Origin of the sequence: Rhizobium sp. WW_1, from assembly GCF_003610155.1 — a bacterium.
Lineage (GTDB): Bacteria > Pseudomonadota > Alphaproteobacteria > Rhizobiales > Rhizobiaceae > Rhizobium > Rhizobium tropici_A.
The window spans coordinates 1,266,666-1,289,795 of sequence record NZ_RAIN01000001.1; the positions used below are offsets into that span (position 1 = coordinate 1,266,666).

General features: G+C 65.5%; 28 protein-coding genes and 1 pseudogene. 10 read left to right on the forward strand and 19 right to left on the reverse strand.

What is annotated here, in order from left to right:
- Positions 1-20 precede the first annotated feature (20 nt).
- The 8 genes from BJ928_RS06115 to BJ928_RS38735 form a co-directional block, all read right to left on the reverse strand.
- Positions 21-302, reverse strand: coding sequence for a helix-turn-helix domain-containing protein (locus BJ928_RS06115; protein WP_047628535.1), 282 nt, complete (start codon positions 300-302; stop codon positions 21-23).
- A gap of 139 nt (positions 303-441) precedes the next feature.
- Positions 442-981: a DUF2285 domain-containing protein gene (locus tag BJ928_RS06120; RefSeq protein ID WP_245432229.1), complete on the reverse strand. Its 540-nt coding sequence runs from the start codon at positions 979-981 to the stop codon at positions 442-444.
- Positions 911-1,369, reverse strand: coding sequence for a DUF6499 domain-containing protein (locus BJ928_RS39280; RefSeq protein WP_348628200.1), 459 nt, complete (start codon positions 1,367-1,369; stop codon positions 911-913). The genes BJ928_RS06120 and BJ928_RS39280 overlap by 71 nt, the downstream gene beginning before the upstream one ends.
- Complete coding sequence (locus tag BJ928_RS06130) at positions 1,329-1,595, reverse strand: DUF2285 domain-containing protein (protein ID WP_047628538.1); 267 nt, start codon at positions 1,593-1,595, stop codon at positions 1,329-1,331. The genes BJ928_RS39280 and BJ928_RS06130 overlap by 41 nt, the downstream gene beginning before the upstream one ends.
- A 127-nt stretch (positions 1,596-1,722) precedes the next feature.
- The gene (locus tag BJ928_RS06135; RefSeq protein ID WP_047628541.1) at positions 1,723-1,968 is read right to left on the reverse strand and encodes an XRE family transcriptional regulator; all 246 of its coding nucleotides are present in this window, start codon (positions 1,966-1,968) and stop codon (positions 1,723-1,725) included.
- A gap of 191 nt (positions 1,969-2,159) precedes the next feature.
- On the reverse strand, positions 2,160-2,489 hold the full coding sequence (locus tag BJ928_RS06140) for a DUF736 domain-containing protein (RefSeq protein ID WP_047628542.1): 330 nt from the start codon (positions 2,487-2,489) through the stop codon (positions 2,160-2,162).
- A gap of 593 nt (positions 2,490-3,082) precedes the next feature.
- On the reverse strand, positions 3,083-3,523 hold the full coding sequence (locus tag BJ928_RS06150) for a hypothetical protein (protein WP_047628831.1): 441 nt from the start codon (positions 3,521-3,523) through the stop codon (positions 3,083-3,085).
- A gap of 138 nt (positions 3,524-3,661) precedes the next feature.
- A complete protein-coding gene (locus tag BJ928_RS38735; RefSeq protein ID WP_183079365.1) occupies positions 3,662-3,826 on the reverse strand; it encodes a hypothetical protein in 165 nt (54 codons plus the stop codon).
- A gap of 294 nt (positions 3,827-4,120) precedes the next feature.
- Here BJ928_RS38735 and BJ928_RS06155 point away from each other — a divergent pair, with 294 nt between their 5' ends.
- Positions 4,121-4,876 carry a hypothetical protein gene (locus BJ928_RS06155; protein ID WP_047628543.1) on the forward strand — a complete coding sequence of 252 codons (756 nt, stop codon included), beginning with the start codon at positions 4,121-4,123 and terminating at the stop codon, positions 4,874-4,876.
- Positions 4,877-4,883: 7 nt separating this feature from the next.
- Here BJ928_RS06155 and BJ928_RS06160 read toward each other — a convergent pair whose 3' ends face one another.
- The 3 genes from BJ928_RS06160 to BJ928_RS06170 form a co-directional block, all read right to left on the reverse strand.
- Positions 4,884-5,807, reverse strand: a complete 924-nt coding sequence (locus BJ928_RS06160) for a DUF2493 domain-containing protein (RefSeq protein WP_047628832.1) — start codon at positions 5,805-5,807, stop codon at positions 4,884-4,886.
- Positions 5,808-6,102: 295 nt separating this feature from the next.
- A complete protein-coding gene (locus BJ928_RS06165) occupies positions 6,103-7,140 on the reverse strand; it encodes a toprim domain-containing protein (protein ID WP_047628545.1) in 1,038 nt (345 codons plus the stop codon).
- Complete coding sequence (locus BJ928_RS06170; protein ID WP_047628546.1) at positions 7,140-11,456, reverse strand: strawberry notch family protein; 4,317 nt, start codon at positions 11,454-11,456, stop codon at positions 7,140-7,142. The genes BJ928_RS06165 and BJ928_RS06170 overlap by 1 nt, the downstream gene beginning before the upstream one ends.
- Before the next feature lie 230 nt (positions 11,457-11,686).
- Here BJ928_RS06170 and BJ928_RS06175 point away from each other — a divergent pair, with 230 nt between their 5' ends.
- A complete protein-coding gene (locus tag BJ928_RS06175; RefSeq protein WP_047628547.1) occupies positions 11,687-12,046 on the forward strand; it encodes a hypothetical protein in 360 nt (119 codons plus the stop codon).
- A complete protein-coding gene (locus tag BJ928_RS06180; protein WP_147413890.1) occupies positions 12,025-12,468 on the forward strand; it encodes a hypothetical protein in 444 nt (147 codons plus the stop codon). The genes BJ928_RS06175 and BJ928_RS06180 overlap by 22 nt, the downstream gene beginning before the upstream one ends.
- Here BJ928_RS06180 and BJ928_RS06185 read toward each other — a convergent pair.
- The 4 genes from BJ928_RS06185 to BJ928_RS06200 all read right to left on the reverse strand — a co-directional run bounded on the left by BJ928_RS06185 (position 12,465) and on the right by BJ928_RS06200 (position 15,546).
- The gene (locus BJ928_RS06185; protein WP_047628550.1) at positions 12,465-12,665 is read right to left on the reverse strand and encodes a DUF6117 family protein; all 201 of its coding nucleotides are present in this window, start codon (positions 12,663-12,665) and stop codon (positions 12,465-12,467) included. The two genes, BJ928_RS06180 and BJ928_RS06185, sit on opposite strands and share 4 nt — an antisense overlap.
- A complete protein-coding gene (locus BJ928_RS06190) occupies positions 12,662-13,072 on the reverse strand; it encodes a hypothetical protein (protein WP_047628553.1) in 411 nt (136 codons plus the stop codon). Before BJ928_RS06190 ends, BJ928_RS06185 begins: the two co-directional genes overlap by 4 nt.
- 68 nt (positions 13,073-13,140) lie before the next feature.
- Complete coding sequence (locus tag BJ928_RS06195) at positions 13,141-13,359, reverse strand: hypothetical protein (protein ID WP_047628555.1); 219 nt, start codon at positions 13,357-13,359, stop codon at positions 13,141-13,143.
- Between the two features lie 60 nt (positions 13,360-13,419).
- Positions 13,420-15,546: a ParB/RepB/Spo0J family partition protein gene (locus BJ928_RS06200; protein ID WP_047628558.1), complete on the reverse strand. Its 2,127-nt coding sequence runs from the start codon at positions 15,544-15,546 to the stop codon at positions 13,420-13,422.
- A gap of 267 nt (positions 15,547-15,813) precedes the next feature.
- Here BJ928_RS06200 and BJ928_RS06205 point away from each other — a divergent pair, with 267 nt between their 5' ends.
- The gene (locus BJ928_RS06205; RefSeq protein ID WP_047628560.1) at positions 15,814-16,113 is read left to right on the forward strand and encodes a hypothetical protein; all 300 of its coding nucleotides are present in this window, start codon (positions 15,814-15,816) and stop codon (positions 16,111-16,113) included.
- 42 nt (positions 16,114-16,155) lie between these two features.
- On the opposite strand, the gene BJ928_RS06210 is transcribed toward BJ928_RS06205, so the two are convergent.
- A complete protein-coding gene (locus tag BJ928_RS06210; protein ID WP_047628563.1) occupies positions 16,156-16,527 on the reverse strand; it encodes a DUF2958 domain-containing protein in 372 nt (123 codons plus the stop codon).
- A pseudogene (locus tag BJ928_RS06215) lies at positions 16,524-16,667 on the reverse strand (antirestriction protein ArdC); the annotation flags it as partial. The pseudogene BJ928_RS06215 and the gene BJ928_RS06210, both read right to left, overlap by 4 nt.
- A 140-nt stretch (positions 16,668-16,807) precedes the next feature.
- Between BJ928_RS06215 and BJ928_RS06220 the strand changes: the two are divergent.
- From BJ928_RS06220 to BJ928_RS06230, 3 genes are read left to right on the forward strand one after another with little or no spacing between them, the layout of a single operon-like run.
- Complete coding sequence (locus BJ928_RS06220; protein ID WP_024584952.1) at positions 16,808-18,040, forward strand: site-specific integrase; 1,233 nt, start codon at positions 16,808-16,810, stop codon at positions 18,038-18,040.
- Complete coding sequence (locus BJ928_RS06225) at positions 18,037-19,401, forward strand: tyrosine-type recombinase/integrase (protein ID WP_024584953.1); 1,365 nt, start codon at positions 18,037-18,039, stop codon at positions 19,399-19,401. The genes BJ928_RS06220 and BJ928_RS06225 overlap by 4 nt, the downstream gene beginning before the upstream one ends.
- The gene (locus BJ928_RS06230) at positions 19,398-20,402 is read left to right on the forward strand and encodes a site-specific integrase (protein WP_024584954.1); all 1,005 of its coding nucleotides are present in this window, start codon (positions 19,398-19,400) and stop codon (positions 20,400-20,402) included. Before BJ928_RS06225 ends, BJ928_RS06230 begins: the two co-directional genes overlap by 4 nt.
- 59 nt (positions 20,403-20,461) lie before the next feature.
- On the opposite strand, the gene BJ928_RS06235 is transcribed toward BJ928_RS06230, so the two are convergent.
- Together BJ928_RS06235 and BJ928_RS06240 are read right to left on the reverse strand one after the other, a co-directional pair.
- Positions 20,462-21,334 (reverse strand): zincin-like metallopeptidase domain-containing protein, encoded by an 873-nt coding sequence (locus BJ928_RS06235; RefSeq protein ID WP_082011760.1) that lies wholly within the window; start codon positions 21,332-21,334, stop codon positions 20,462-20,464.
- A gap of 144 nt (positions 21,335-21,478) precedes the next feature.
- A complete protein-coding gene (locus tag BJ928_RS06240; protein WP_019197508.1) occupies positions 21,479-21,880 on the reverse strand; it encodes a helix-turn-helix domain-containing protein in 402 nt (133 codons plus the stop codon).
- A 141-nt stretch (positions 21,881-22,021) separates the two neighbouring features.
- On the opposite strand from BJ928_RS06240, the gene merC reads away from it, so the two are divergent.
- From merC to merP, 3 genes are read left to right on the forward strand one after another with little or no spacing between them, the layout of a single operon-like run.
- Positions 22,022-22,447 carry an organomercurial transporter MerC gene (merC, locus tag BJ928_RS06245; protein ID WP_051488491.1) on the forward strand — a complete coding sequence of 142 codons (426 nt, stop codon included), beginning with the start codon at positions 22,022-22,024 and terminating at the stop codon, positions 22,445-22,447.
- A 34-nt stretch (positions 22,448-22,481) separates the two neighbouring features.
- Complete coding sequence (gene merT / locus BJ928_RS06250) at positions 22,482-22,832, forward strand: mercuric ion transporter MerT (protein WP_040426108.1); 351 nt, start codon at positions 22,482-22,484, stop codon at positions 22,830-22,832.
- Positions 22,833-22,844: 12 nt separating this feature from the next.
- The gene (gene merP / locus BJ928_RS06255; protein WP_019197505.1) at positions 22,845-23,123 is read left to right on the forward strand and encodes a mercury resistance system periplasmic binding protein MerP; all 279 of its coding nucleotides are present in this window, start codon (positions 22,845-22,847) and stop codon (positions 23,121-23,123) included.
- Positions 23,124-23,130 lie beyond the last annotated feature (7 nt).

The window sequence follows — 23,130 nt, forward strand, 5'->3', positions numbered from 1 at the left end:
TGGGAGGGAGCCCGAAGCGTTCAGCGCGCGTGGCGGCCGGTGTATGCGCTCGGCAATGGCGCATGACGCTTCGCGGGAAGTAGCGTGCCGCGCGGATCGGACGTCGAGGTGACGGCACCACGTTCGGTCCAGGCTTGCAGGTCATCGACAGCGTAGACGACGCGACCGCCGAGCTTTCGATACGAGGGGCCGGTTCCGTAGGTGCGGTGTTTCTCCAGAGTACGGGCGGATAAGCCCAGGAAATGTGCGGCTTCCTTGGTGCGTAGAAAACGCGGCGGCAATGGGCTGAGATTGGGCGTCACGATCGGGCCTCCGTGGTGTCCTTGGGGACCGCTGGCGTTCAGCGGCTGACAAAGGCCACGATGGCGAAGGGAAACCGCGTAGATGCAGTGGGAAGTTGGGGGTGCTGAATTCCCACACCACCAGCCGCGCATGGTCTGACTATGGTCGGCGGCGATGACGCAGCAGTTTGCGATAGCCTCCCGCGATCATCGCGAGGCCGTCTCTGATAAGATCCATCGTCGCGAAGCGCTCAGGCGCATTTTGCCAGTCGTCGCGCCGGATGGGTTTGAGTCGGAAGATCACCTTGGCGATCTCCTGTTGGCTTGCGCCAACGCGATGCCCATCCACTGCCTGCAGCATACGCCGTGCGCGGGCCAGTTGCTGACGCGTAAGGCGCGTGTCGGGCGGAACGGCGCGGCCATGAAGGGAGGCCAGCAACCGCGCGAGGGCTTCCATTCGATCAAACCCGTCCATCCCGAGCGGAATCACCGCCACGAGCGGTTCGCCGGGCGATGCGCCAGCGGGCATCGCCAAGTGCACGCGTTGCCCGTTGCTGAGTTCATGCAGGAAGTGAAGTCCGTGCTCGGTATCTTGGTCGGGAAGCCGGGCTGGCAGCGAGAGAGGCGTACTATCCGCGAGGGACGCCGGCGCGGGCGCCAGCATCACCGATCCGGTGTCTTCCTCCGGAAGCCAAAACACGTCTGCCTCGGTCGACTTCAGAGCGGGTGCGACAAGGAAATCGCAACCCCCAGCGGCGACCCGCCCCCTCACTCATAGACGGTGAAGCTCGCGACGCGCTGGTGAGTTGAGCGTAGTCGCGTTGATAATCCTCGTTGCGCCGTAGCCATTCCCAGCCGACGTCTGGTGCGGTGAGATGATCTACATAATCGTAGTCTGATGACGATCGCCACCGGGATGAGTCGGGCGACATCACTATCCTCCTGGCTCGCATTATTCGTGCGTTATCAGCCGAAAACGATTGCCAGTTGATCGACGGGAAGGAAGTCCTCGGTCTGGCAACAGGCGTTGCCGTGGCGGCATCACGATCAGTGACGATGGCCTTCGCGCACGAGCTCGCGGTAGCCATGGGTCGTCATCCAGCGGGCTCGGGCGAGATGGGCGTCATGGACGCGCCGAGCACGCTCGGGGTCGCCTTCAGGGTCGAGGCCGAAGAGAATATGGACGGCTTCGCGCCAATCAGCGCCGTCCGTCGCCGCATCGAGCAGGCGCAGGTAGAGCTTCATGTGCTCACGATCGTAGGGCGTGAGCATCGCGCTTTCCGGGGGTTCATCGAGAAAATTTGTCTGTGTCACATCGGTCCCCTGGAGCCATTCTTATCCATTCCGGAGGAATTTGTTAACCACGCGCTAGTTGCATCGCAGCAGAACCTGCGATGTTGGCGGCAGTAATCGCCGAGGCGAGCAGTTCACCAAAGAGGCGCTATCGCTTGTTGGATTTCCCACGGACCACCATCACTCCTTCGCCCTGATCGGTGGTCAGGAGGAGGATGCCGTGGCTTTCAAGCGTCCGCCGGACCTGATCGCGCGTGGTCTCATACACATCGAGCCCGCTAGAGGATTCGAGGCGCTTGAGCGCGGTCAGCGATACCTGGGCCTTGTCAGCGAGCGTCTCCTGGTTCCAACCGAGCAACGCGCGTGCGGCCCGTGATTGTCGGGCGGTGATCATGCATGATCACCTCCCACCAACACGAACTAACACGCGAGAACTACGACTATAATAGTCGTTCTTCAACCCTGACGCCACCCGATACTGCCCTACAAAAGTGACGCAGACGTCCTTTGGGGCTAAACTGATTCGGTTCGCACATAGCGGAAGGCCCCGCCCGGTTCGATCCGGGCGGGGCCTTGTTTTGGGGCCTATTCCCCGTTGCGGCGGCCGTTGGGCCGGGACCAGATGAGGCTGAAGCCTTCGCCTTCTTCGTCATCGAAGAGGTTGGCGTAGATCGGAGCGGTGAAGCTCGGATCGTCCAGCTTCAGGCCAAGATAGTCGCGGCCCTCATTGGAACGCTTGGCCCAGGCGGCGCCGATCTCAACCCGGCCGACAAAGACGCGGTGGCTGGGTGCGTTGTCGCCGGAGCGGTTGGCCTCAGGAACGACGCGGACATTCTTGGTCTGAAGCGAGAGGGTGACGATTTCGCCGGTGAACTCGTTGTTGCCGGTCTTCTTGAAGGTGCCGATGGTCGCCATGATAGTTCTCCTTGAACTCTGTTCCGAGCCCGCACCATTGCGGCCTCGATGGCGATCGGTAGGCCGGAGGCGATCGACGCGGCATCGCTTGCGACCGCAGCGCAGCGGAGGATGGCAGCCAGGCGACTTTCTTGGTTCGCGAGGAATGACGGCATGGCCGGCAGGGGAAGAAAGTCGATCGGCGCCATTGCCGCATAGGCGATCGAGGCGCAGCCGGCCTTCGGCCAGATCAGCCCATTGAAGAGGCCGTTATGGAGCGGTCGACCTGACAGAGACGCCTCAAGAGTAGAACTGGCGACGCCGTCGGAGCAGCCAGGGCACCGGCGATGAGATTCGCCGGCATCTATGCTCCTCTCGTGCAGACTCCTGGGATTCTGTGGCTCTTGCCAACGCCGCGATCAAGACACGGACAGCGATAGACGACGTTGGGCGGTATGTGCGTCATCGGGCCCTGTTCAGCGCTCCAATGAGGTGACAGGTCGTGATTGGTCGACGCAGCTTATCCGAGCCGTCGCTCCATTCGCCAACGTCCATGGCGATCCAAGCGGAAAGTTCAACTCGAGCGTCTGGTCTGCCCCGGTCGCTTCCGTGCGTTAACCCTCCGCAAGGCCTCGCCCTGCCGGACCGGGCGTCGCCATGGCGGCCAACCGCATCAGGGCGGTGACACCGACAGCTATTGCCCCAATGACGGAAAAGGCGAGCTGCCAGCCTTCGGACGGCATGGCGTGTTTCACGATGCCATGCGTGGCGTGATAGCCGGCGATCGCCGCCGGAGCGATGAAAGCCAGCGCGATTGTGATGCGTGCCCAGAGTGGTCGGACGAAAGCGAGTAGGAGTTGGCCGACGCCGAATGTGAGCCCAGCCGCGAGCGCACCGACGAGGATAGCCCCGAGCCACCCGGCGCCGGTGTTATAGGCCCACATCCCGGCGGTGACGCCGGCGAAAAAGGGCAGCGCGAAGACGGCGAGCGTGAATAGCAGCCAGCAGAAGAAGCCGATGGCTGCGATGCTGAAGAGAATGCCGATGAAGATCATGATGGTGGTCTCCATGAGAAAAGGTCTGACGGTCGCGCCTCCACCACCACCACGGCGCAGTCCTAGTATAGCCCAAGAAGAGCGGCGTCGGGAGCGGAAATCCGCCAGAATCTCCGCCCCGCGAGAGCGAGGCCCCCATCAGGGGGCGAAGGGGTCGATTTCCGCCACGATCTCGGCGTCGCCGTCGAACTCGGTGATAGGTGTCACCGAGTGCGTACCGTCGCCGGCCTTGAAGATGACGATGGCGACCATGAGGGTGGCGGCGAGGCTGAAAGCGTATGCGTGTGCATCGTTGAGTGACATCGTTCCGGCTCCTGTCTTGGAGGCGGGAGACCATCTCCCGCGCGACAGGCGCCCGATGTGTCCGGCCGAGGGCCGCAATCACCGCGGAGGCAAAGCCGCAGCGGCGGCATGCGCGCATAGCCGACCCCTTCACGGGTTGATGGCGTCAGGCTCTCGGCCGGACCAAGGATTAGCGCAATGGAAGCGGGGGATGGTGTCTCGCTTTGACCGGATGCTAGGATCGCTCCTCAACAGCTTCGCTGCGTTGGATTCGAGCCGTGTCCGGGTCGTCCGCGTCCGAGGACACGGGGGCGAATGATGGAAGCCGGATTTCACATACCAGACGGTAACGAGGCATTGCGGGATGATATCCCCGCGGTGGTCGAGCTGATCGAGCGCACAGCCCGTTGGGTCAACCCTGAGACTTTCCGCCGTCTGCCGATCTGGGCGCCACATACCGCGCGCGGTCGAGCGCTCTACGACGCAGCATGGTCGCGTCGTTATACGAACACGCGCAAGGCAACGAAGATCACTGCCGACAAGTTCGAGGGAAATGTCGCCGCGCTCAACGCTCTGGTAGCCGCTCTCGGTGTCGCGTCGCCGAAGCCGAAGAATTGGACTGTCTGTCACATCTGGGGTTACGACGATCCGTCATTCGCTCAGCAAAGCAGCGTCGTGCAGGATCCGCGCTTCTTCTCGTGCGTCGCTAACATGGTTTGGTTGCCGACCCCGCTGAAGGGGTTCACCGACACCCTCCCAGAGATCAAGGCGATGCTGCGCGTATGCTCTTTCCATCTGTACGGATGGGCATGCGAGCACGATTCGGTTGCGGCGCAGGCCGAGCAGGTGCGATCCGGTTGGACCCCGCCCGACTACCCAAAGAGTTGGCCTAGTGCGGAGCGGAGCGGTGTCTTGCCGCCAGGAACAGCGCCGTTCACGTCGCGTATCGAGCGCGAGATCGCAAAGCGAAAATCGAAGCTTCGATCCGATCTCGCTAATGCCGATTTCCTGCACTACCCGAAGGCCGAGGTCGAGAGTGTGCTGAAGTTCTGGAAGATCGATCTGGGCTAGGCGGCGCTCACGCGCCGCCGAACTTCCAGACCGGGATGCCGAGCTTCTTGGCCTTGTCGCCGAGGTTGTCATTGATGCCGGTGCCCGGGAAGTGCATCACGCCCTTCGGCAGGACCTCCAGCATTTCGTCATTGCGTTTGAAGGGTGCTGCGCGGCCGTGCTTCGTCCAGTCCGGCGCAAAACCGATCTGCGGCACGTTCCGGTTCGTGGCCCAGAGCGAGGCGATCTTCTCGGCGCCTTTCGGCGACTTGCCGTGCATCAGCACCATGTCCGGGTGCTTTTCGTGGACCTGATCGAGCTTGGCCCAGATCAGCCGGTGATCGTTGAAGTCCAGACCGCCGGTGACGAGTATCTTCGGGCCAGGGGGAAGAAGGATCGTCTGCTCGGCGCGCCGCTTCGCTGCAAGGAAGTCGCGGCTGTCGATCATCGCAGATGTGAGATTGCGGTGATTGATCCTTGACCCGCTGCGCGGAAGCCAGGTCTTGCCGACGTGGCGTTCGTAGTGTTCGGCCGCTTGGTCGCGCATCAGCTCAAAGGCGTTCCGGCGTTCGATCAGGGTTTGCCCCTCGGCGATGTGGCGCTCGAGTTCGACCGCCTTCACCTCGCTGCCGTCCTGTTCACGCTGCCCGCGGCGTTGCGCCTGCTCGTTGTCGTCGAGTTCGCGCGTCATCCGGTCGGTGGCGCGGTGGAAGACGTTGACCGTCGACCATAGGAGATCGTCGAGGTCGGGTTCGAGGCGAGTATCCTCCAGTGTCCCGATCAGGGCGTCGAAGATGTCGGCGATGGCGCCTGCGACCGCATTGCCGTCGGGCAAGAGCCGCTGATCGGGTTCATCCTCGAAGGGACGATAGCCGTGGAGCTGGAGTTCGTTGAGGACATGGTCGGTCGGTGATGAGGCGTGATGCGGTTCGAAGTCGTCGTGCTCGCTCATGGGATGCTCCGTCGGTTGGACCGCGACCGTCGCGGCCTTCATGGCGACGAAGCCCACAAGCCGGACGGCCGGGCACCCGGAGCGCAAGCGGAGGGCTCGATGGCTAAGGCCGGCTATTTTGTCTCGCGATGGAAAGGCGCGGCACGCGCCGCCGGAAAATAGTCGGCCGCCGCCATTGCCTGGTTGGCCGGCTTGTGGGCCGATCGCCCTCTCGAAGGCCGAGGCGCGGTCCTCTCCGATGGTTTGACGCATCCGCCGAGCATGGCGACGTACCGCTGCCGCGTTCTCTTGCCGGCTATGCCGCCAGCGCCATGAAGCGGGCCACGTCCTGGGGCGCGATCTGCAACCGGGCTTCTGTCCGAATTGCATCGATACCGAGGGTGCGGAGGTCTTCGTTGAAATCGCCCAGCTCCGGCGAGATGACGACCGCCTCGATCCCAGCCGCGTCCGCCCGTTCGATCAGGCTGTCACGCGCCCCGTCACCGGCCGGATCGTTGTCGCGGACGATGTACAGGCGTCGCAGCGTGTCGGGGAACAGGATGGCAGCGAGATGGGCTGCGGAGAGCGCCGCCAGCATCGGCATGTCGGGCAAGACCTGCCGAAGCGATAGAACGGTCTCGATGCCTTCCCCTGCCGCCATCACCTCGCCACCGATGCCGAAGTGGACCGCGTTGCCGAGAAGATCGCCCATCGCCCGCCTTGGCGTGTCGACCGGCGCCTTGTCGCGACGTCGCGGATCGAGCCAGGTGCGATGCGCCCCGGTGATCTTGCCGCCGAGGTCGGTGACGGCTGCGATCATCGCCGGCCATGTCTCCGTCGGCGAGTGCTCGTCGGGGCGATAATAGCAGCGCGGGTGGTAATGCAGGCTTCCGGTTCCGCGTAAATCCGTAATGCCGCGTTCCCGTAGATACGCCTGTACGTGCGTGCCGAAGATGGGCTGCGACATGCGAATGAGCCGTCTGGCCGCCTCGGGCGAGCCGAGCGGCGCCGGGCTCTGCCGCTGCTGCTGGCGAGGTTCCGACTCGGGTGGCGGCATACTGAGGAACGTGCGGGCCTCGTCGGCGACGTCCTTGAAGTCGACCAGGCCGCAGCTTTCCCTGATGACGTCGAGGAGATCGCCATGCTCGCCGGTCGCGGCGTCGGTCCACTTGCCGGCGGGGCCATTGGGCGAGTCCTTGAGGCGGACATACATCGAGCGCCCGGCCGTGTTGCGTACGTCGCCCACCAGCCAATAGCCGCCCTCGCGTCGGCCGCTGGAGAGATAGTGACGGCACACCGCCTCGGCCTGCCGGCCGAGACGATGTGCGAGATCGGAAGCGTCCTGGCGTGCCATCACGCGGCCTCCCGCTCGGAGATGCGCGCGACCGGGAACGTATCGAGCAGTTTGCCGAGCACGGTCGGGCCCGTGGCGTCGACCGGCACGAAGAAGCGCAGCTTCCATGAGATGATCTCGCTGAAGAGACCATAGGCCCGCAGGCGGTCGCGCATGGCCTCGGTGAACCCCGTCAGCTCCAGCCGCTGGGCGCTCATGACGCGTGCGCGGCGAAGCTGAAGGCCTTCGGCGAGGTCGAGGATCGTCACGCCATCCATCAGGGCCGCGAAAGCCTGGTCGGCCGTCAGCGACGCGCCCCCGGTCGTCGCCGCGTTCGCGGCCCAGGCGGGCGAGACACGGCGGCCGATGATGCGCTCGCCGGCATCCGTCTGGAGGCGATATACGCGAGTCGACTCGTCCGGCAGGCGTTTCCAGATGGGAAGGAGCAGGCCGGCGACGATATGGATCGTGCTGTCGGAGAATTCCGGCATCTCGGCGAGTTCGGCGTTCCACGCGCTCGCGAAGGCGGCGTGATCGGCTTCCTCCCAATGGCTCTCCGCCATCATGCACAGCGGCGCATAATGCTGCTCCATCGGCCGGATCAGGCAGACGCGCCGCTCGATCTCGCCATCGTCGAGCATCATCGACGGTGCGGGAACCTGCACAGCGGCGCGCCCGGAACGGCCGTTGACCAGCAGCCGCGCCCGTGGATCGGACAGACGGTCGAGCGCGTCGGGAAGGTTCGTCGGCCGATTGCGCTCCCGCCGCGTGATCGTGAGCAGTCGAGTTTCGGCGCCGGTGCCGGCATGGGTATGGATCACCTGGCTGTCGGTGACGATGAAGCTCTCGGCTTGCAGCGTCTCCAACCCGAGGTCATAGACGCCGCTGCGGATCGCGCCCTCGACCTTGGCGGTCAGGAGCTGCTCGAACGCGGTGAAGAGCACGCCCTGCAGGTCGATTGTGAGCGCCAAGAGGCGATTGAGGAAGGTGGTGATCGGCGGCAGCTCGTCCTTGATGCCGTTGTCATCCATCAGCTTCAGGCCGGTGGCGGATTCGAAGCGGCCGAGCGAGCAGCCCTCGACCTTGCCACGAACGAGCAGCAAGTAGAGCTGGCGAAGCGCATCGCGGGCGTATGGGCTTTCGAGATTGTCCTCGGGCCGGAACAGGCCCTGACCGCCGGTCTGACGCTGACCGCGCGTGATGGCGCCGAGCGTGTCAAGCCGGCGCGCGATCGTCGAGAGGAAGCGCTTTTCGGCCTTCACGTCGGTGGCGATCGGCCGGAAGAGCGGCGGCTGCGCCTGATTGGTGCGGTTGGTGCGACCGAGCCCCTGGATCGCCGCGTCGGCCTTCCAGCCCGGTTCGAGCAGATAGTGGATGCGCAGGCGCTGGTTCTTGGCGGCGAGATCCGCGTGGTAGCTGCGGCCGGTGCCGCCAGCGTCGGAGAAGACGAGGACGCGCTTCTGGTCGTCCATGAAGGCGGCCGCTTCCGCGAGATTGGCGGAAGCCGCCCGGTTCTCCACGGCAAGGCGCTCGCCCTTGCGTACCACGCGCCGCGAGCGACCCGTTACCTCGGCGACCAAGTCGGTGCCGAAGCGCTGGACGATCTGGTCGAGCGCGCCTGGAACGGGCGTCATAGCTGCGAGACGCTCGATCAGCTCGTCGCGCCGGGCGACGGCTTCGCGGCTCTCGACGGGCTGGCCGTCATGGTAGACCGGCCGCGACGACAGATTGCCCTCGCTGTCGGAGAACGGCTCGTAGAGCTGCACCGGAAAGGAATGGGCGAGATAGTCGAGGACATATTCGCGCGGCGTGATGTCGACGCGCACGTCGTTCCATTCCTCGGTGGGGATTTCGGCCAGACGGCGCTCCATCAGGGCCTCGCCGGTCGAGACGATCTGGATGACGGCGGTGTGCCCTTCGCCCAAGTCCCGCTCGATCGAGCGGATCAGCGTCGGCGTCTTCATGCTGGTCAGAAGATGGCCGAAGAAGCGCTGCTTCGCGCTCTCGAAGGCCGAGCGCGCGGCCGACTTCGCCTGGCGGTTCAGCGTGCCGGTATCGCCGGTGATGTTGGCGGCTTGCATCGCCGCGTCGAGATGATTGTGGATGATGGCGAAGGCGTCGGCATAGGCGTCGTAGATGCGCGTCTGCTCGGGCGTGAGCTGGTGCTCGACCAGCTCGTATTCCACGCCGTCATAGGAGAGCGACCGCGATGTGTAGAGGCCGAGCGAGCGCAGATCGCGGGCGAGCACCTCCATGGCCGCAACGCCGCCGTTCTCCACCGCCTCGACGAACTCAGCGCGATTGGCGAAGGGGAAATCGTCGCCGCCCCACAGACCGAGCCGCTGGGCGTAGGCGAGATTGTGGACGGTGGTCGCCCCTGTCGCCGAGACGTAGACGACGCGGGCATTCGGAAGCGCGTGCTGGAGCCGGAGCCCCGCACGGCCCTGCTGCGACGGGGCCACGTCGCCCCGTTCTCCCTTGCCGCCGCCGGCGTTCTGCATCGCGTGGGACTCGTCGAAAATGATCACTCCGTCGAAATCGGAGCCCAACCATTCGACGATCTGCTTGACCCGCGATAGCTTCTCGCCGCGGTCGTCGGACCGTAGCGTAGCGTAGGTTAGAAATAGGACGCCTTCGCCAAGCCGAATGGCGGTGCCTTGCGGGAAGCGCGATAGCGGCGTGACCAGCAAGCGCTCCATGCCGAGGGCTGACCAGTCGCGTTGGGCGTCCTCAAGCAGCTTGTCGGACTTGGAGATCCAGACGGCCTTGCGCCGCCCTTGCAGCCAGTTGTCGAGGATGATGCCGGCCGACTGGCGGCCCTTGCCGGCGCCGGTCCCGTCGCCGAGCATGAACCCGCGGCGGAAGCGGACGGCGCCCTCGCCATCATCAGGCGCGGCGGTGACGAGATCGCCGGTCTCGTCCACGGTCCAGGCGCCGGCAAGATATTCGCTGTGGGCGTCGCCGGCATAGATCAGCGTCTCAAGCTGAGCGTCGGAGAGGATGCCGTCCGTGACGATGGCGGCCGGAAGCGTCGGCCGGTAGCTCGGCTTCGGTGGCGCTACCGCTGCCATGGCGGCGGACTGGACCAGTTTTGTGGGATGCGGCTGTGCGCCCGCGATGCGGATCGACTGGAGCGCATAGGTCTCGTAGATCGCCTCGGACAGCCGACCGCCTTCCGGCGCCGTCCAGTCCACGGTCTGGTAGTCGAGCGGCACGCCTTCGAGCTGGGCGACGCGGCGGGCGGGTGCTGCGGCTGCCGCCCGGGCGAGATAGCTGCGCACGGTACGCGGTGCGGGCTCGGCTGCGGCCTTCGGAAGCGTGACGGCCGTCCGCGCCGGGACCTGGCTCTCGATCCAGGTGAGCAGCGTCGCCACGTCGGGCGCGAGACCGGCGGACTCGGGGAAGTGAGCGGGATCGTCGGCCGGCGCCTTGTCGATGACGGTCAGGCGCGTCTCGATCGTCGTTCCGTGCTTGGCATAGACCGAGCCTGCGATCGCCGCCGTGAACACGACGCGGCCGCGCTCCTGCAGGCGGACGAAGTTGTCGCGCCAGGCCGGAAGCTCGGGCGAGAAATTCGCTCCTGTGATTGCGACCAGGCGGCCGCCTGGAGCGAGGCGTGCGAGCGCCGAGGCGATGTGGCGAGAGGCAGCGTCGGCCACACGGCCCGAGACGTTGGCCATAACCGAGAACGGCGGGTTCATGATGATCACGCTGGGGACGGCGGCCCGGTCGAGATGATCGTCGATCTGTGCGGCGTCGAAGCGCGTGACCGAATTGGCCGGAAAGAGCGAGGACAGAAGATCGGCGCGGGTCGCGGCCAGCTCGTTGAGGATGAGATCGGCGCCCAGAATCTCCGCGAAGATCGCGAGCAGACCCGTGCCGGCCGATGGCTCCAGAACACGGTCGGCGTGCGTGAGCTGGGCGGCGGTCAGCGCAGCCAGCCCGAGCGGCATCGGCGTCGAGAACTGCTGGAAGGTCTGCGCTTCCTCGGAGCGACGCGTGTGCGTGGGCAGCAAGCTGGCGACCTTGGCCAGGGCTGAAAGCCGGGAAACCGGAGACGCGGATTTGCGTAAAACCGCCTTTCCGTATTTGCGGAGGAACAGGACGGCCGTGGCTTCGCAGGCATCGTAGGCCGTTTTCCAATCCCAGGCGCCGCTGGCGTCGGACGCGCCGAACGCCTGTTCCATGGCGGCCCTCAGGGTCGGCGCGTCGACCGGGCGGCCCTGTTCGAGATGAGGAAGGAGATGTTCCGCTGCGGCCAGGACGGCGGCGGGCGGGGTCTGCGGGGCAAGCGGGAGTGAGGCCGCCTCGGCGGCGGGGATCGCAGCATGGCGCATGGGGATACCTCGGAGAGCGGGATACGGGCGAGCCGGCCCGGCGCTCTCTCTCGACCGGACGGGCTCAAACCCGTCCCGGCCGACCTCTCACTCTGGCGTGCTGGGAACCCGGCTCGTCGCCCGGCCTTTCGGCGGCGACGTCGGGACGCTAAACTCCGGTAGGAAAAGAAGCCGCGGCCGCTCGCACCGCTCCGAGTCCGCCGTGCCGGACGAGGAATATGGGAGGCGAGATGAAGGGCAGCGCGATCGGGATCATCGGGGCGGTATGTCTGGCGATCGGGTTCGGCGCGGGCTTTGCCCTGCGGCCTGTCATCGCCCCGGTCGCCGCATCGCCTGCGGTCGCGGCCGGTGTCGCTCAACCGACTGAGGAGGAAGCCACCGCCGCTGTCCGCCGCCACCGCTTGTTCACGGGCACGTCGCTCGCGAACGCGACGTTGAAGCTCGGCGACTGCTCGCCGGGCGGAGTCGGACCAGGCGTGACGTGCATGACGCAGATCGTGCTGGATTCCACTAAGCCGAACGCGGCACCGCAGAACCGGCCGATCTGGTTCGCCCGCGTCAACGGCCAGTGGGAGGTGGCGGTCTGGTAAGGGCGGACGACGGACCGGAATTGGCGAGGTTCTTCCTCGCCAATGGCGAAGGGTTCCTGCCGTCTCCCGCTGCAGTCGACGGGCGGGACGCGGGCGATGTCTGCTACGGGACGGCGATCGCGGCCGAGCTTGCCCTGAAGGCGTTCCTGTTGAGCCAGGGCTGGAATGACGATCGCTGTTGTCGGGACGTCCGGCATGATCTGGAGCGCGGACTGTCAAGCGCCCGGGAGGCGGGACTGAGCGGCACCGTGAGCGAGCTGGCCGATGTAGTCGCGATGCTCAACGTCTATTATCCGCGTCACGCCTTCGATCGCTTCGTGCTGCCTGGCGGGGATGCGACGTTTCCGTCGAGGGCCCGGGAGGCCGTCGCGGGCCTCATCGACATCGTGCGGCCCTATGTCGAGGCCTCCGGCGGGCGTTAGATCTCGAAGGGGTTGCCGTCGGCGAGATGCCCGAACGGCGTGAAGACGAAATCGCCGTCATCGCGTCCGACGGCGCAGATGACGTAGCGGGGCTCGCCCGTCGCGACGTCGATGCATTCCATCAGCGCCAGGTCGCCACTTTCGGCGGCGCGCAAGAGCGTCTGGAAGTTGGCGCGCGCATGATCGGGAATGCTCATCGCGCACCTCCCTCGGCAAGGCGGTCGGCCAGCCAGCGCCCGGTGCTGATCCATTCGATCGTCTCGCCGGTCGCAAGGTCCAGCAGATGGGCGCCGCCGGAGAAGCCGTTGACGACGGGGTCCGAAGCGATGTTGGCCCATTGGAATCCCCAGCGCCCGGTCAATCCGAAGGATTCGGCGCAGCGCATCACGAAGGTGATCGCAAGCTGCTGGTCGGCGCTGCCGGGATCGCGGAGCCAGAGGCGGGCCGGTCCACGATCCGGCGTCAGCGAGAGCAGGAACGGCTCGGCCGGCGGGTCTTCGCGGGCATTTTCGGCGATCAGCGCGGTGTAATCGAGAAGGCGCGCGGCGTTGGCGGCAGTGCTGACGTCGAGCAGGCATGAAAAGCGGGTGAGAAAATCGGTCATGGCGGGCTCCTGAAACGAAAAAAGCCCGACGCTGGGCCGGGCTCGGGAGGGATCGGATGGTGGTCGGGCTAGTAGCCGAACTGCCAGGACGGCCATGCTTGGTCGTCGTCGGCGGCCCGCACGGCGTCGTTGAGATAGGCTGGGTCGCCCTCGACGACGGTGGGTTCGCGAACCGGCGTCTCGTCGATGACGGTCACGCAGGCAACGAGCCCGTCCTCGACCTCGACATGCACGGGAACGAGATATTGGAAGACGACGCGGCGCGGCGTCGGGCTGGATTGCGACATGGCGCAGCTCCTTGTGTTGGAGGAATGAGCGGAGAGGCCGAAGCCGCTCCGCGTCTGCGCCTATTCGGCCGCAACGAGGTGGCGTTCCTCGTCTTCGGCGTCGTCGGCGATCTCCTCGTCATCGCCCGCGAGGAAGTCGGGCAGCGCCGCACCGTCATCAACGCCGCCCTGACCTTCCGGTGTCGGCGCCTCGGCCTCGATGACCAGGCGCAGCGGCTCGGGCAGCCAGCCGGTATCGGCGAGGAGACGTTCGGCCTCCTTGGCCATGTCGCCCTTCTTCAGATGGTCGATGAGCTGCGCAGCCTGTTCGCCGGCGCCCTCGCGGACCGCCTGAAGGATGCGGGGCTTGGTGACCCGGCCGAGATAGTTGCCGACGGTCGGACGCCAGCCGACGTCCACCATGTCGAGGCCGGTGGCGCGGGCCAGCCGGTCGGCCTGGCCGAGGCGCATGTCGAGGGAGTGCTGCGAGACGCCGTTGCCGCCATAGGGGTTGGGCTTCTCGTAGAGCGCGTTGACGCCGTAGCTCACGCAATGCGCCAGAAGCGCCATGCGGCTGGTATCGTCGAGCGCGGCCAGCCAATCCCAAAGCGCGTCGTCCTCGGCGGGGATGTCGGCCGCCCAGGCCTCGTGCCGCTCATGCACCGCCCGCGCCGAGGGGCTGTCCTTCAACGCGTCGTCCTGGACGGGGAAGAAGACGTGGCTCACGGAAGTCTCCATCGCGCCCTTGTACATGCGATGCTGGAAGGCGTCGGAGACCAGCTTGTGCAGGAGCGCGGTCATCGCAACGTGCGGGTTCTCGGCCAGCGCATTGCGCAGCGCCAGGGTGCGATGGGCCGTCAGCTCGGTGACGAGGCGATCCGGCAACGGCTTGATCGCATCGTCCTCGTCGTCCTCCGGCTCGGCGGCCTGGCCGCCGATCGTGATGACGGCGCGCTGCACCGCCGGCTCGGTCGGGATGCTGCGAGCTTCCGCGTCGGTTTCACCCTCCGGGACGATCGGCGCCTCGTCCTCGGCCCGCACATAGCCGCGATCGATGTCGAGGCTGCCGTCATGGGCGACGCTGATGAAGACGCCCGCGCGCGCGATGTCTTCCGCCTCGAACCGCACCGGCCGGTTCTCGAAGGCGCTGAGCGCCGTCTCGATCTCGCCAAGACGCTGATCGACTTCGTCCGGCAGCTCGTCGGCGCCTTCATATTCGGCCTCGAGCTTCTGATACTCGGCGTTGAGCGTGTCGATCGTCGCCTGTTCCTCGGGAGTCACGTCGAGCGGGTCTCCCTGCAATTCGCGCAGGCCGCGCGTCGCATCATAGGGGAAGCTGAGAGCGACCTCGATCCACTTCCAGCCTTCGGCCGCGATGGACTCGGCAGTAGCTTTCAGCTTCTCGGCCACCAGGCGATCGAGCAGGGCGGCGTCCCGAAGCCAGCCACCGTCGTCGGACTGGAAAAGGTCGCGCATGACGATGCCGCCGGCGGCCTCATAGGCGTCGACGCCGACGAAGACGGCCCGTTTGTCGGAGGCGCGCACCGTCGTCTCGGTGAGCATGCGCCGGATTTGATACGGCTCCTTGGACCAGGCGTCCTTGATCGAATCCCAGACCTGCTCCTGGCGGGCGTGGTCGTCCGACACCGTGAACGCCATGAGCTGGTCCAGCGTCATGCCGTCTTCAGCATAAACGTCCAGCAGCATCGGCGACGCCGCAGCGAGGCGCAGACGCTGCTTGACCACCTGTACGGGGACGAAGAGCGCCGCCGCGACCTCCTCCTCGGTCTTGCCCTTCGTCCGCATGTCCTGGAAGGCGCGGAACTGATCGAGCGGATGGAGCGGCGCCCGGTCGATGTTCTCGACCAGCGACACCTCCTCGGCGAGGATCTCGTCGTCATAATCGCGGACGACGCACGGCACCGGGGCGACTTTGGCGAGACGCTTCTGCTTGACCAGCAATTCGAGCGCGCGGAAGCGGCGGCCGCCTGCAGGCACCTCGAACATGCCGGTCTCGTTGCCTTCGGCGTCCGCCACGGGCCGGACGCTCAGGCTCTGGATCAGGCCGCGGCGGGCGATCGAGGCCGCCAGGTCCTCGATCGAGACGCCCGCCTTCACGCGGCGGACGTTGGACTGGCTCAAGACCAGCTTGTTGAAGGGAATGTCGCGCGAGGACGACAGGGTGATCTTCTGAACTGCAGTAGCCATCGGGGATTACTCCGCGACGGGCGGCCGAGAGCCTCTCTCTCGACCTCTAACCCGTCACGGAAATCCCGTCCTTCCTCTCACTCTCTTCTTCCGGCGCCTCCGCACGCGGCGACCGTCCGAAGTGGATCAGGTCGCCGCTCAAAGCCTCTGGCATAATCAAAAGGCGACTATAATAGTCGCCTTTGCGCTGATGAGTTACGCGAAGACAGTCACACCATGTTGTCGCGTGTCGGATCATCTCCGGAGCCGTGCGATCGGAGAAGGCGGATGGACACGGAGGTTGAAGGCGACAGGAAAACGCCGTTGTGGAGTTGGCTGGGCTCGCTAGGCCGTCGCCGGCAATTCCGGTTGACGGCGTTCGATCGCGCACTGATCGGCGCCCATGGAAAGGCGCTGACGACAATGGTTGTAGGGTTGCAGGCTCGCGGCCATCTCGACGTGAAGGAGTTTGCCGACATGCTCGGCCTCTTCAGCGTCGTGGTAGCGGATGACGACGATCTTGAGAGTTCGATCCTCGCCGTCTGGGCGGGCTTCATGAAAGACGCCATCGCCGATCCGAGCACGTAAAGGCGCAAAGCCGGAAATACGTGTCCGAAGCGGCGAAGCGTATCATGCGTCTCTTCGCTGGGTTCGATGGACGGCTTGAAGCACGCGCTCCGCGTCTCGGATGCTGCCGGTCCGATGCGCCGCTTCGGCCCAGACCGAGATCGGAAACAGGCCGTCGAACAGGATGTCGCGCTCAATCCCGAGGCCGAGCGGCAAGCGCACCGCGACCATCTCGGCGAGGCTGAACGAGCCCAGCTCCGGCTCACCGAGATCGGCCAGGCCGAACAAGGTGTCGCCGTCCTCGTCGAGTTCGGTGGCGAGCCAGACGCCTTCGCCCAGAGGGTTGAAGAACTTGACCACGGGAACATGGTCGGCGTCGCGTTCGCGGCCGTTGGCGATGAGCTGCGCGCGCAGCTCGGGCGTGAGGAGGATCATGCTGCCCTCCTGTCGATCGACGGCTCGGCCGCCACTTCGACGCCGTCGGCGGGGACGAAGCCGAGTAGCCAGTCGGCTGCCTTGCTCGCCTGGCTCGCGGCACGAACGATGGAGCGATTGTCCTCGCGGAGCACCTCCAGTAATCGCGAGGTGTGGGTAATGTGAAGGAACGCAGCTTCAGCGCGTGAATCCCGCATAGTTCCGCCAGTGGGCGGCGGGCTTTGCTCCGCATTATTTTGCGATGAACCTCTGTGGTCGTTGACCAGCAGAGGAGACATCGATGTCGAATACCGATCGCGACCTGATCGCCGAACTCAGGGTCATGCTGACCCGCCAACAAAACAGCCCGGTGGTGGTCGGGAACTATTGCGCCTATGCGCGCTGGTTCCTCGACCATCTTGCGCGGCGGAATATCGCAGTCGCAGATGTGAGCGAAGCGCAGGTGGCGCAATATCTGCGCCATGCGATCGCGCTGTTCCGGAAACGCCATGGTCGACCTCCGGGGCCGTACTGGCACTCGATCCCGCGCTCCGGAATCCACGCGCTGTTGCGGCTTGCCCAGGGCGAGTGGCCACCCACTCCGAAAGTTACATGCGCCGCCGATGCGGCGCGGTTCGCGATCTGCGACGAATACGAGACTTGGCTTCACGAGGAGCGTGGCTTGGCCAAGCCTAGCATTGCGGCGCTGATGTGGGAGGCTCAGCACTTCCTGGCCTGGCAGCTCGGACGATGTGGCGTCGAAAGCCTGATGGAGATGAGTGTCGGCGACATCGACCGTTACATGGACTTGCGCGCGCCGAAACTGACGCGCAAATCGTTGAAAGACGTGGCGGAGCGCCTGCGCTCGCTCTTGCGGTATCTGCACCGGACCGATCGCACCGCGATCGACCTGTCGCCGCACGTCATCGCCCCGCTGCTCTACGCCTATGAAGGGGTGCCCTCGATCCTGGAGCGCAGCCAGATCGCTGCCGTGCTGGAAAGTGCGAGGAAGGATACGACACCGGTTGGGCTGCGGGACCATGCGATCCTGCAACTGCTCGCGACCTATGGCTTGAGGTCGAGCGAGGTACGCAATCTGCGACTCGACGACATCGACTGGCGGGCGGAATCGATCCGCGTCCGGCACACTAAGACACGGGCCTGCTCGTTCCTGCCCCTGATGGAGCGGGTGGGCGAAGCGGTGCTCGCCTATCTGCGCTCCGGACGGCCTGAGACCGACGCCCGGGAAATCTTCATCCGCACGCGCGCGCCCTATCGCAAGCTCGGGATGCTGGCCAGTGCGGTACGGCGGCGGCTTCGCAATGCAGGCGTCAAGCCGCCGGGCAAGTCCGGGCCGCACATCTTCCGCCATGCCCGCGCGGTCGAGATGCTGCGCGCGTCGGTGCCGCAGAAGGTCATTGGCGATCTGCTCGGGCACCGCTCGACCGAGTCGACGGCACCCTACCTCAAGCTCGCCACCGAGGACCTCCGGGCCATCGCACTCGACGTGCCGGGATCGGAGGTGCTGTCATGACGACATGGCCCGATCCCGAACGGCTGTTGATCGCGCGCTATCTGGCAGGTCTTGGCCTGCGCAGCACGAACAGCCGCACCTATTACAAGCAGGTGCTCCACAGCTTCCAGGACGTCGCCGAGCGCCACGCCGAACTCGGCCAGGACGTGCTGGTGGCCTGGTTGCAGATATCGTCCGACAGTTGGGCAGCGTCGACGCGGTTGCACCGCACCCGCATTATCGACCGGTTCCTCGATGACCTTTTGCAAACCGGGGCGATCGACCTCAATCCCGTCGCCGTCCTGCGCGAGGCGTGCAATATCAAGCAGTGCAAACCGGTCTGGCGGGCCTTGGCGTCGGACAGTCCGGTCCGTGCTCTTGCCGAACTGCACCAGCCCAAGCCGTTTGGCAGCGTGCTGGGCGGAATCATGGCCGAGCACGTCGCGCTGATGCGCAACAGGGGATACAAATACACGGCGCAGCCCGTGTGGCTCTTGCGGTTCGACCGGTTCCTGCAGTTGAACCCGGCGCTGCAGGATGGGTCCATCGGGGTGATGCTCGAACACTGGGCGGCGGCGAAAGCCACACGCAATCACGCCGCCGAATGCGAAAAGTTGAAGCGCCTCCTTACGAGGATACTCCGTCACCGGAATCCGTCGATCCCGCCGCGCCGACCGGACCCGCGCCCGCAAAAGGAAGTGGCGAAGCACTGGCGCAAACCTCACATCTACACGCCCGCCGACGTGCGTCGGATGCTCGATATCGCCCGTTCCTATCCTTCGCCACGGGCACCGCTTCGGCCGCTGAGCATCTATACCATGCTGTTGCTGGCCTATTGCGCGGGTCTGCGGCGGGGCGAGCTTGCCCGTCTCGATCTGGGTGACGTCAACCTTCAGGGCGGCACGATTACGGTTCGGCAGACCAAGTTCTTCAAGACCAGAATCCTGCCGCTTCCCGACAGCGTGATGGCCGAGCTTCGGGCCTATATCAATGCACGCCGTCGCGTCGGAGCATCGCAGGATGCGCGCTCCGGCCTGTTCTGGCAAGAGCAGCGCAGTGCAGGTTACACAAGCCAGGCCATCGCTTGCCTGCTCGTCGACGTCATCCGCCGGGCCGGGCTGAAGCCACCGCAAGGACGAACGGGGCCGCGCTTACACGACCTCCGCCACTCGATGGTCGTGAACCGGATCCTCGACTGGTATCGGACGGGCATCAACCCGCAGGATCGCCTGCCGTTCCTCGCAACCTATCTCGGCCATCGGGATATCAACTCCACCCTGGTATACATCACCGTCACGCAGGATCTGCTGCATCATGCCAACGAGCGGTTCCGGGCGGTGGGCGCACCATGCCTCAACCTAGGTGGGGAGGTGCGGCCATGAGCAAGGCCAACCCGTTCCCGAACCTGATGCGCGCGTTCTTCTACGACTGGCTCGTCGAGCAACGCAACGCGTCCATCCACACGGTCCGGTCCTACCGCGATACTTGGCGGCTGTTCCTGCGGTTCGTCGCACAGCGCGGAGCAAAGAAGGTTGCGATGATCACGCTGGCCGATCTGACCGCCAGCGAGGTCGCTGCGTTCCTGAGGCACGCCGAACACGAACGCGGCGGCACGATCGGGACGCGCAACTGCAGGCTTGCCGCGATCCGCAGCTTCTTCAACTTCGTGGCGACCAGAGACCCCGCATCGATCGCGCAGTGCGTCGAGATACTCAACATCCCGGTCAAGCGGGCACCGGTATCGGAACCCTGCTATCTAGATCCGGCAGAGGTGACGGCGATCCTTGCCCAGCCAGACCGTTCGACGCTCGAAGGCATGCGCGATCACGCGTTGCTCTCGTTCCTCTACAACAGCGGGGCACGGATACAGGAGGCGCTCGACCTGTGTCCCGAGGCCATCCGGTTCGACGCGCCCGGCTGCGTGCGGCTCCTTGGCAAGGGCCGCAAGGAGCGCATCTGCCCACTCTGGCCGGAAACCGTACTGCTGCTGAGAAAGCTGCTGGAGCGGCAGCCGCGAGCGCCAAACGAGCGGATGTTCGTCAACCGCTACGGCGAGCCGCTCAGCGCCTCGGGCGTTCGGTTCAAGCTCGCGGCCTATGTGAAGGCGGCCGCAGTGACCGCGCCAACGCTGCGAACCAAGCATGTGACGCCGCACAGCTTCCGCCATGCCACCGCCGTGCACCTCGTCTCCGCAGGCGTCGACGTCACGGTCATCCGTAGCTGGCTCGGTCATGTGAGCCTCGACACCACCAACCACTACGCCAGGGCCAATCTGGAAACGAAGCGGAAGGCGCTGGAACAGGTCGACGCTCCCACAACAATGGGCCATCCGCCGTCATGGAAGCGGGATGCGAGCCTGCTCGCCTGGCTCGACACGCTCTGAAATAATGCGAAGGAATGTGGGCGGGAACGGCGCAAAACCGCACATCCGGCCGCGTTCCTTCACATTACCCACACCTCGCGATTAATCGACTTATGCTCACCTCGCCATAATTCGAGCCACGAGCCGATATAGTCGGCATGCCGGACGGTCGGCACGATGCCGAGCGAGGCGCAGCAGAAGGCCGCGTTCATTTCGGCGACCAGCTCCTCGAACGCGTACTTCTTAGTGCCGAAGCTGCCGGTCATGTCGCGGCCGAGACGGGATGGATGGCCTGTGGCGTGGCCGAGTTCATGGAGCGCGGTGCGGTGCCAGTTGATCGGCTCGAAATAAGCCTGGGGCGGCGGGACCTGCACATAGTCGAGCGACGGGACATAGAAGGCCCGGTTGCCGCCGATGCGGAAATCGATGCCCGTCGCGCGGATCAGCACCTCGACTTGCGGCTCGATCAGGCCCGGCGGCGGTGGCGGGGCTACGACCGCGATGTCATCCGGCAAGTTCTCGCACTGCGCGGAATTGAAGACCGTGAAGCGCTTCAGGAACGGAATCGCCTGGGCCTCGTCGCCGGTCTCGCGGGCGCGCCGCTTTTCGTCGTCCGGCACGAAGCGGTCGGCATAGACGACGGTGGTGCCGCGTTCGCCCTTGCGGACATTGCCGCCCAGCGCCAGCGCCTGGCGGAAGGTGAGCCAGCTCTGGCCGGGGAAGCCGTGCTCGACGACGGCGCCCCAGAGGATCAGCACATTGATCCCGGAATAATGCCGGCCGGTGGCGGCGTTCCTCGGCATGGCCAGCGGCGCCTTCGCCGCGGCCGTCCCCCAGGGCTGGACCCAGGGAATGCGTCCGTCCTCCAGCTCGGCGATGATCTTGTCGGTGATTTCGTCATAGAGGCTCGCCCGGTCCTGGCCGGCGCGAGCGGATGCGGTCTTTCTGGACATCGCGGATCTCCGCGACGGGCGCCGGGAGCCTCTCTCCCAGCCCTCAACCCGTCACGGCAAAGCCGGTCCGCACTCTCACTCTAGGGGGCGTTGCGGGGCAGGCTGTGCTAAAAGCCGCCGCGGCAACGACAGGATCGTCGCAGCTCAGGCGGCGCGGAGCGCCTCGATCAGCGGACAGCCTGGATCCTGCCCGGCGTCGCACGCTCGCACCGAGTCAGCCAGCACCCGCTCCATCCGCTTGAGATCGGCGATCCGGGCGCGGACATCCTTCAGGTGCGCGGCGGCCAGATCGCGCACCTCGGCGCAGGTGGCGCCTCCGCCGGCCGCCAGACCGAGCAGGGCGCGCACCTCGTCCAGGGTGAAGCCGAGTTCGCGCGCGCGGCGCACGAAGCCGAGACGGGCGACCTCATCGGCGCCATAGCTGCGGTAGCGGCCTCGCCGGGCCGGCGTGGGCATGAGGCCGATCCGCTCGTAGTAGCGGATCGTCTCGATGTTGCAGCCCGTGCGCCGGGACAGTTCGCCAATCTGGATCGCGGAATCCGCCATGCTGCTCTGCGCCTCTCGTTTTTGGGCTTGAGTCTGTAGTCACTACAGATCGTATAACGATTCTCAGACCTCATGGGCAAGCTGCGGTCATGATTGCAGCGTCGCTCTGACGGTTCCACCGAAGTTGCCGAGGCCATTCCGATGCCCATCCAGAATCCCCTCACACGCGCGGCCGACAAGGCGGGCATCATCGGCTCGATTGTCACTGCCATGGGGTGCGCGGCGTGCTTCCCGGCTCTTGCGAGTCTTGGCGCTGCGATGGGTCTTGGTTTTCTGAGCCAGTACGAAGGCGTCTTCATTCGTTACCTGCTGCCGCTGTTCGCTGTGATCTCCCTCATCGCCAACACGATCGGCGGGCTTCGCCATCGCCAGTGGGCACGAATGGCATTGAGCGTCATTGGGCCGATGTTGGTGCTTGCGGCGGCTTTGCTCATGGCCACCCGCGGTTGGCCGACGGCGTGGATCCTCTATCCCGGACTGAGCCTGATGGTGGTCGTCGCGATCTGGGATCTTGCTGCGCCGTCTTGCAATTCTCCCGCCCCACCCCGCGAAGGGGCTGTTCCTTAACGTTATGGCGCGGTTGATCGGAAGGAGAGTCGACTTGTCAGAACCCAAAACCGGCCGCGGCGCGTTGGCGCTTGGAGGGTTAGCCGCCATTCTGGCCTCGACCTGTTGCCTCGGCCCGCTCATCTTGGTCGCCCTCGGATTCAGCGGCGCCTGGATCGGTAACCTGACCGTGCTGGAACTGTACCGTCCGTTGTTCATCGGCGCGGCGCTGGTCGCCATGGTCTTCGCCTACCGCCGAATCTTCCGCCCGGCTGGCGCCTGCGAGCCCGGCGAAGTCTGCGCCGTGCCCAAAGTCAGGACCACCTACAAGGTCATCTTCTGGGCGGTCGCAGCGCTCGTCCTTGTCGCGCTGGCGTTCCCCTACGTCCTGCCCCTGTTCTACTGAAAGGAAGTCCCCATGAAGAAGCTCGTATCCCTGATCGCCCTGATGGGCGCACTCAGCTCGCCCGCGTGGGCCGCGACGAAGACGGTCACCCTGGCGGTGCCGGGCATGACCTGCGCGGCCTGCCCGATCACCGTCAAGACGGCGCTTGCCAAGGTCGACGGCGTCGAGAGAACCGACGTCAGTTTCGAAAAGCGCGAGGCCGTCGTCACCTATGATGACGCCAAGACCACGGTCGCGGCCCTGACCAAAGCGACGGCGGGCGCGGGCTACCCGTCCACCGTGAAGCGCTGAGGAGCCC

What these genes read in the sequence shown, in the direction of transcription:
- BJ928_RS39280 (WP_348628200.1), bottom strand. Translation starts at nt 1,369, where the DNA reads ATGGCTACCGCGAGCTCGTGCGCGAAGGCCATCGTCACTGATCGTGAT.
- BJ928_RS06135 (WP_047628541.1), bottom strand. Translation starts at nt 1,968, where the DNA reads ATGATCACCGCCCGACAATCACGGGCCGCACGCGCGTTGCTCGGTTGG.
- BJ928_RS06140 (WP_047628542.1), bottom strand. Translation starts at nt 2,489, where the DNA reads ATGGCGACCATCGGCACCTTCAAGAAGACCGGCAACAACGAGTTCACC.
- BJ928_RS06150 (WP_047628831.1), bottom strand. Translation starts at nt 3,523, where the DNA reads ATGATCTTCATCGGCATTCTCTTCAGCATCGCAGCCATCGGCTTCTTC.
- BJ928_RS38735 (WP_183079365.1), bottom strand. Translation starts at nt 3,826, where the DNA reads ATGTCACTCAACGATGCACACGCATACGCTTTCAGCCTCGCCGCCACC.
- BJ928_RS06155 (WP_047628543.1), top strand. Translation starts at nt 4,121, where the DNA reads ATGATGGAAGCCGGATTTCACATACCAGACGGTAACGAGGCATTGCGG.
- BJ928_RS06160 (WP_047628832.1), bottom strand. Translation starts at nt 5,807, where the DNA reads ATGAGCGAGCACGACGACTTCGAACCGCATCACGCCTCATCACCGACC.
- BJ928_RS06165 (WP_047628545.1), bottom strand. Translation starts at nt 7,140, where the DNA reads ATGGCACGCCAGGACGCTTCCGATCTCGCACATCGTCTCGGCCGGCAG.
- BJ928_RS06170 (WP_047628546.1), bottom strand. Translation starts at nt 11,456, where the DNA reads ATGCGCCATGCTGCGATCCCCGCCGCCGAGGCGGCCTCACTCCCGCTT.
- BJ928_RS06175 (WP_047628547.1), top strand. Translation starts at nt 11,687, where the DNA reads ATGAAGGGCAGCGCGATCGGGATCATCGGGGCGGTATGTCTGGCGATC.
- BJ928_RS06185 (WP_047628550.1), bottom strand. Translation starts at nt 12,665, where the DNA reads ATGAGCATTCCCGATCATGCGCGCGCCAACTTCCAGACGCTCTTGCGC.
- BJ928_RS06190 (WP_047628553.1), bottom strand. Translation starts at nt 13,072, where the DNA reads ATGACCGATTTTCTCACCCGCTTTTCATGCCTGCTCGACGTCAGCACT.
- BJ928_RS06195 (WP_047628555.1), bottom strand. Translation starts at nt 13,359, where the DNA reads ATGTCGCAATCCAGCCCGACGCCGCGCCGCGTCGTCTTCCAATATCTC.
- BJ928_RS06200 (WP_047628558.1), bottom strand. Translation starts at nt 15,546, where the DNA reads ATGGCTACTGCAGTTCAGAAGATCACCCTGTCGTCCTCGCGCGACATT.
- BJ928_RS06205 (WP_047628560.1), top strand. Translation starts at nt 15,814, where the DNA reads ATGGACACGGAGGTTGAAGGCGACAGGAAAACGCCGTTGTGGAGTTGG.
- BJ928_RS06210 (WP_047628563.1), bottom strand. Translation starts at nt 16,527, where the DNA reads ATGATCCTCCTCACGCCCGAGCTGCGCGCGCAGCTCATCGCCAACGGC.
- BJ928_RS06220 (WP_024584952.1), top strand. Translation starts at nt 16,808, where the DNA reads ATGTCGAATACCGATCGCGACCTGATCGCCGAACTCAGGGTCATGCTG.
- BJ928_RS06225 (WP_024584953.1), top strand. Translation starts at nt 18,037, where the DNA reads ATGACGACATGGCCCGATCCCGAACGGCTGTTGATCGCGCGCTATCTG.
- BJ928_RS06230 (WP_024584954.1), top strand. Translation starts at nt 19,398, where the DNA reads ATGAGCAAGGCCAACCCGTTCCCGAACCTGATGCGCGCGTTCTTCTAC.
- BJ928_RS06235 (WP_082011760.1), bottom strand. Translation starts at nt 21,334, where the DNA reads ATGTCCAGAAAGACCGCATCCGCTCGCGCCGGCCAGGACCGGGCGAGC.
- BJ928_RS06240 (WP_019197508.1), bottom strand. Translation starts at nt 21,880, where the DNA reads ATGGCGGATTCCGCGATCCAGATTGGCGAACTGTCCCGGCGCACGGGC.
- merC (WP_051488491.1), top strand. Translation starts at nt 22,022, where the DNA reads ATGCCCATCCAGAATCCCCTCACACGCGCGGCCGACAAGGCGGGCATC.
- merP (WP_019197505.1), top strand. Translation starts at nt 22,845, where the DNA reads ATGAAGAAGCTCGTATCCCTGATCGCCCTGATGGGCGCACTCAGCTCG.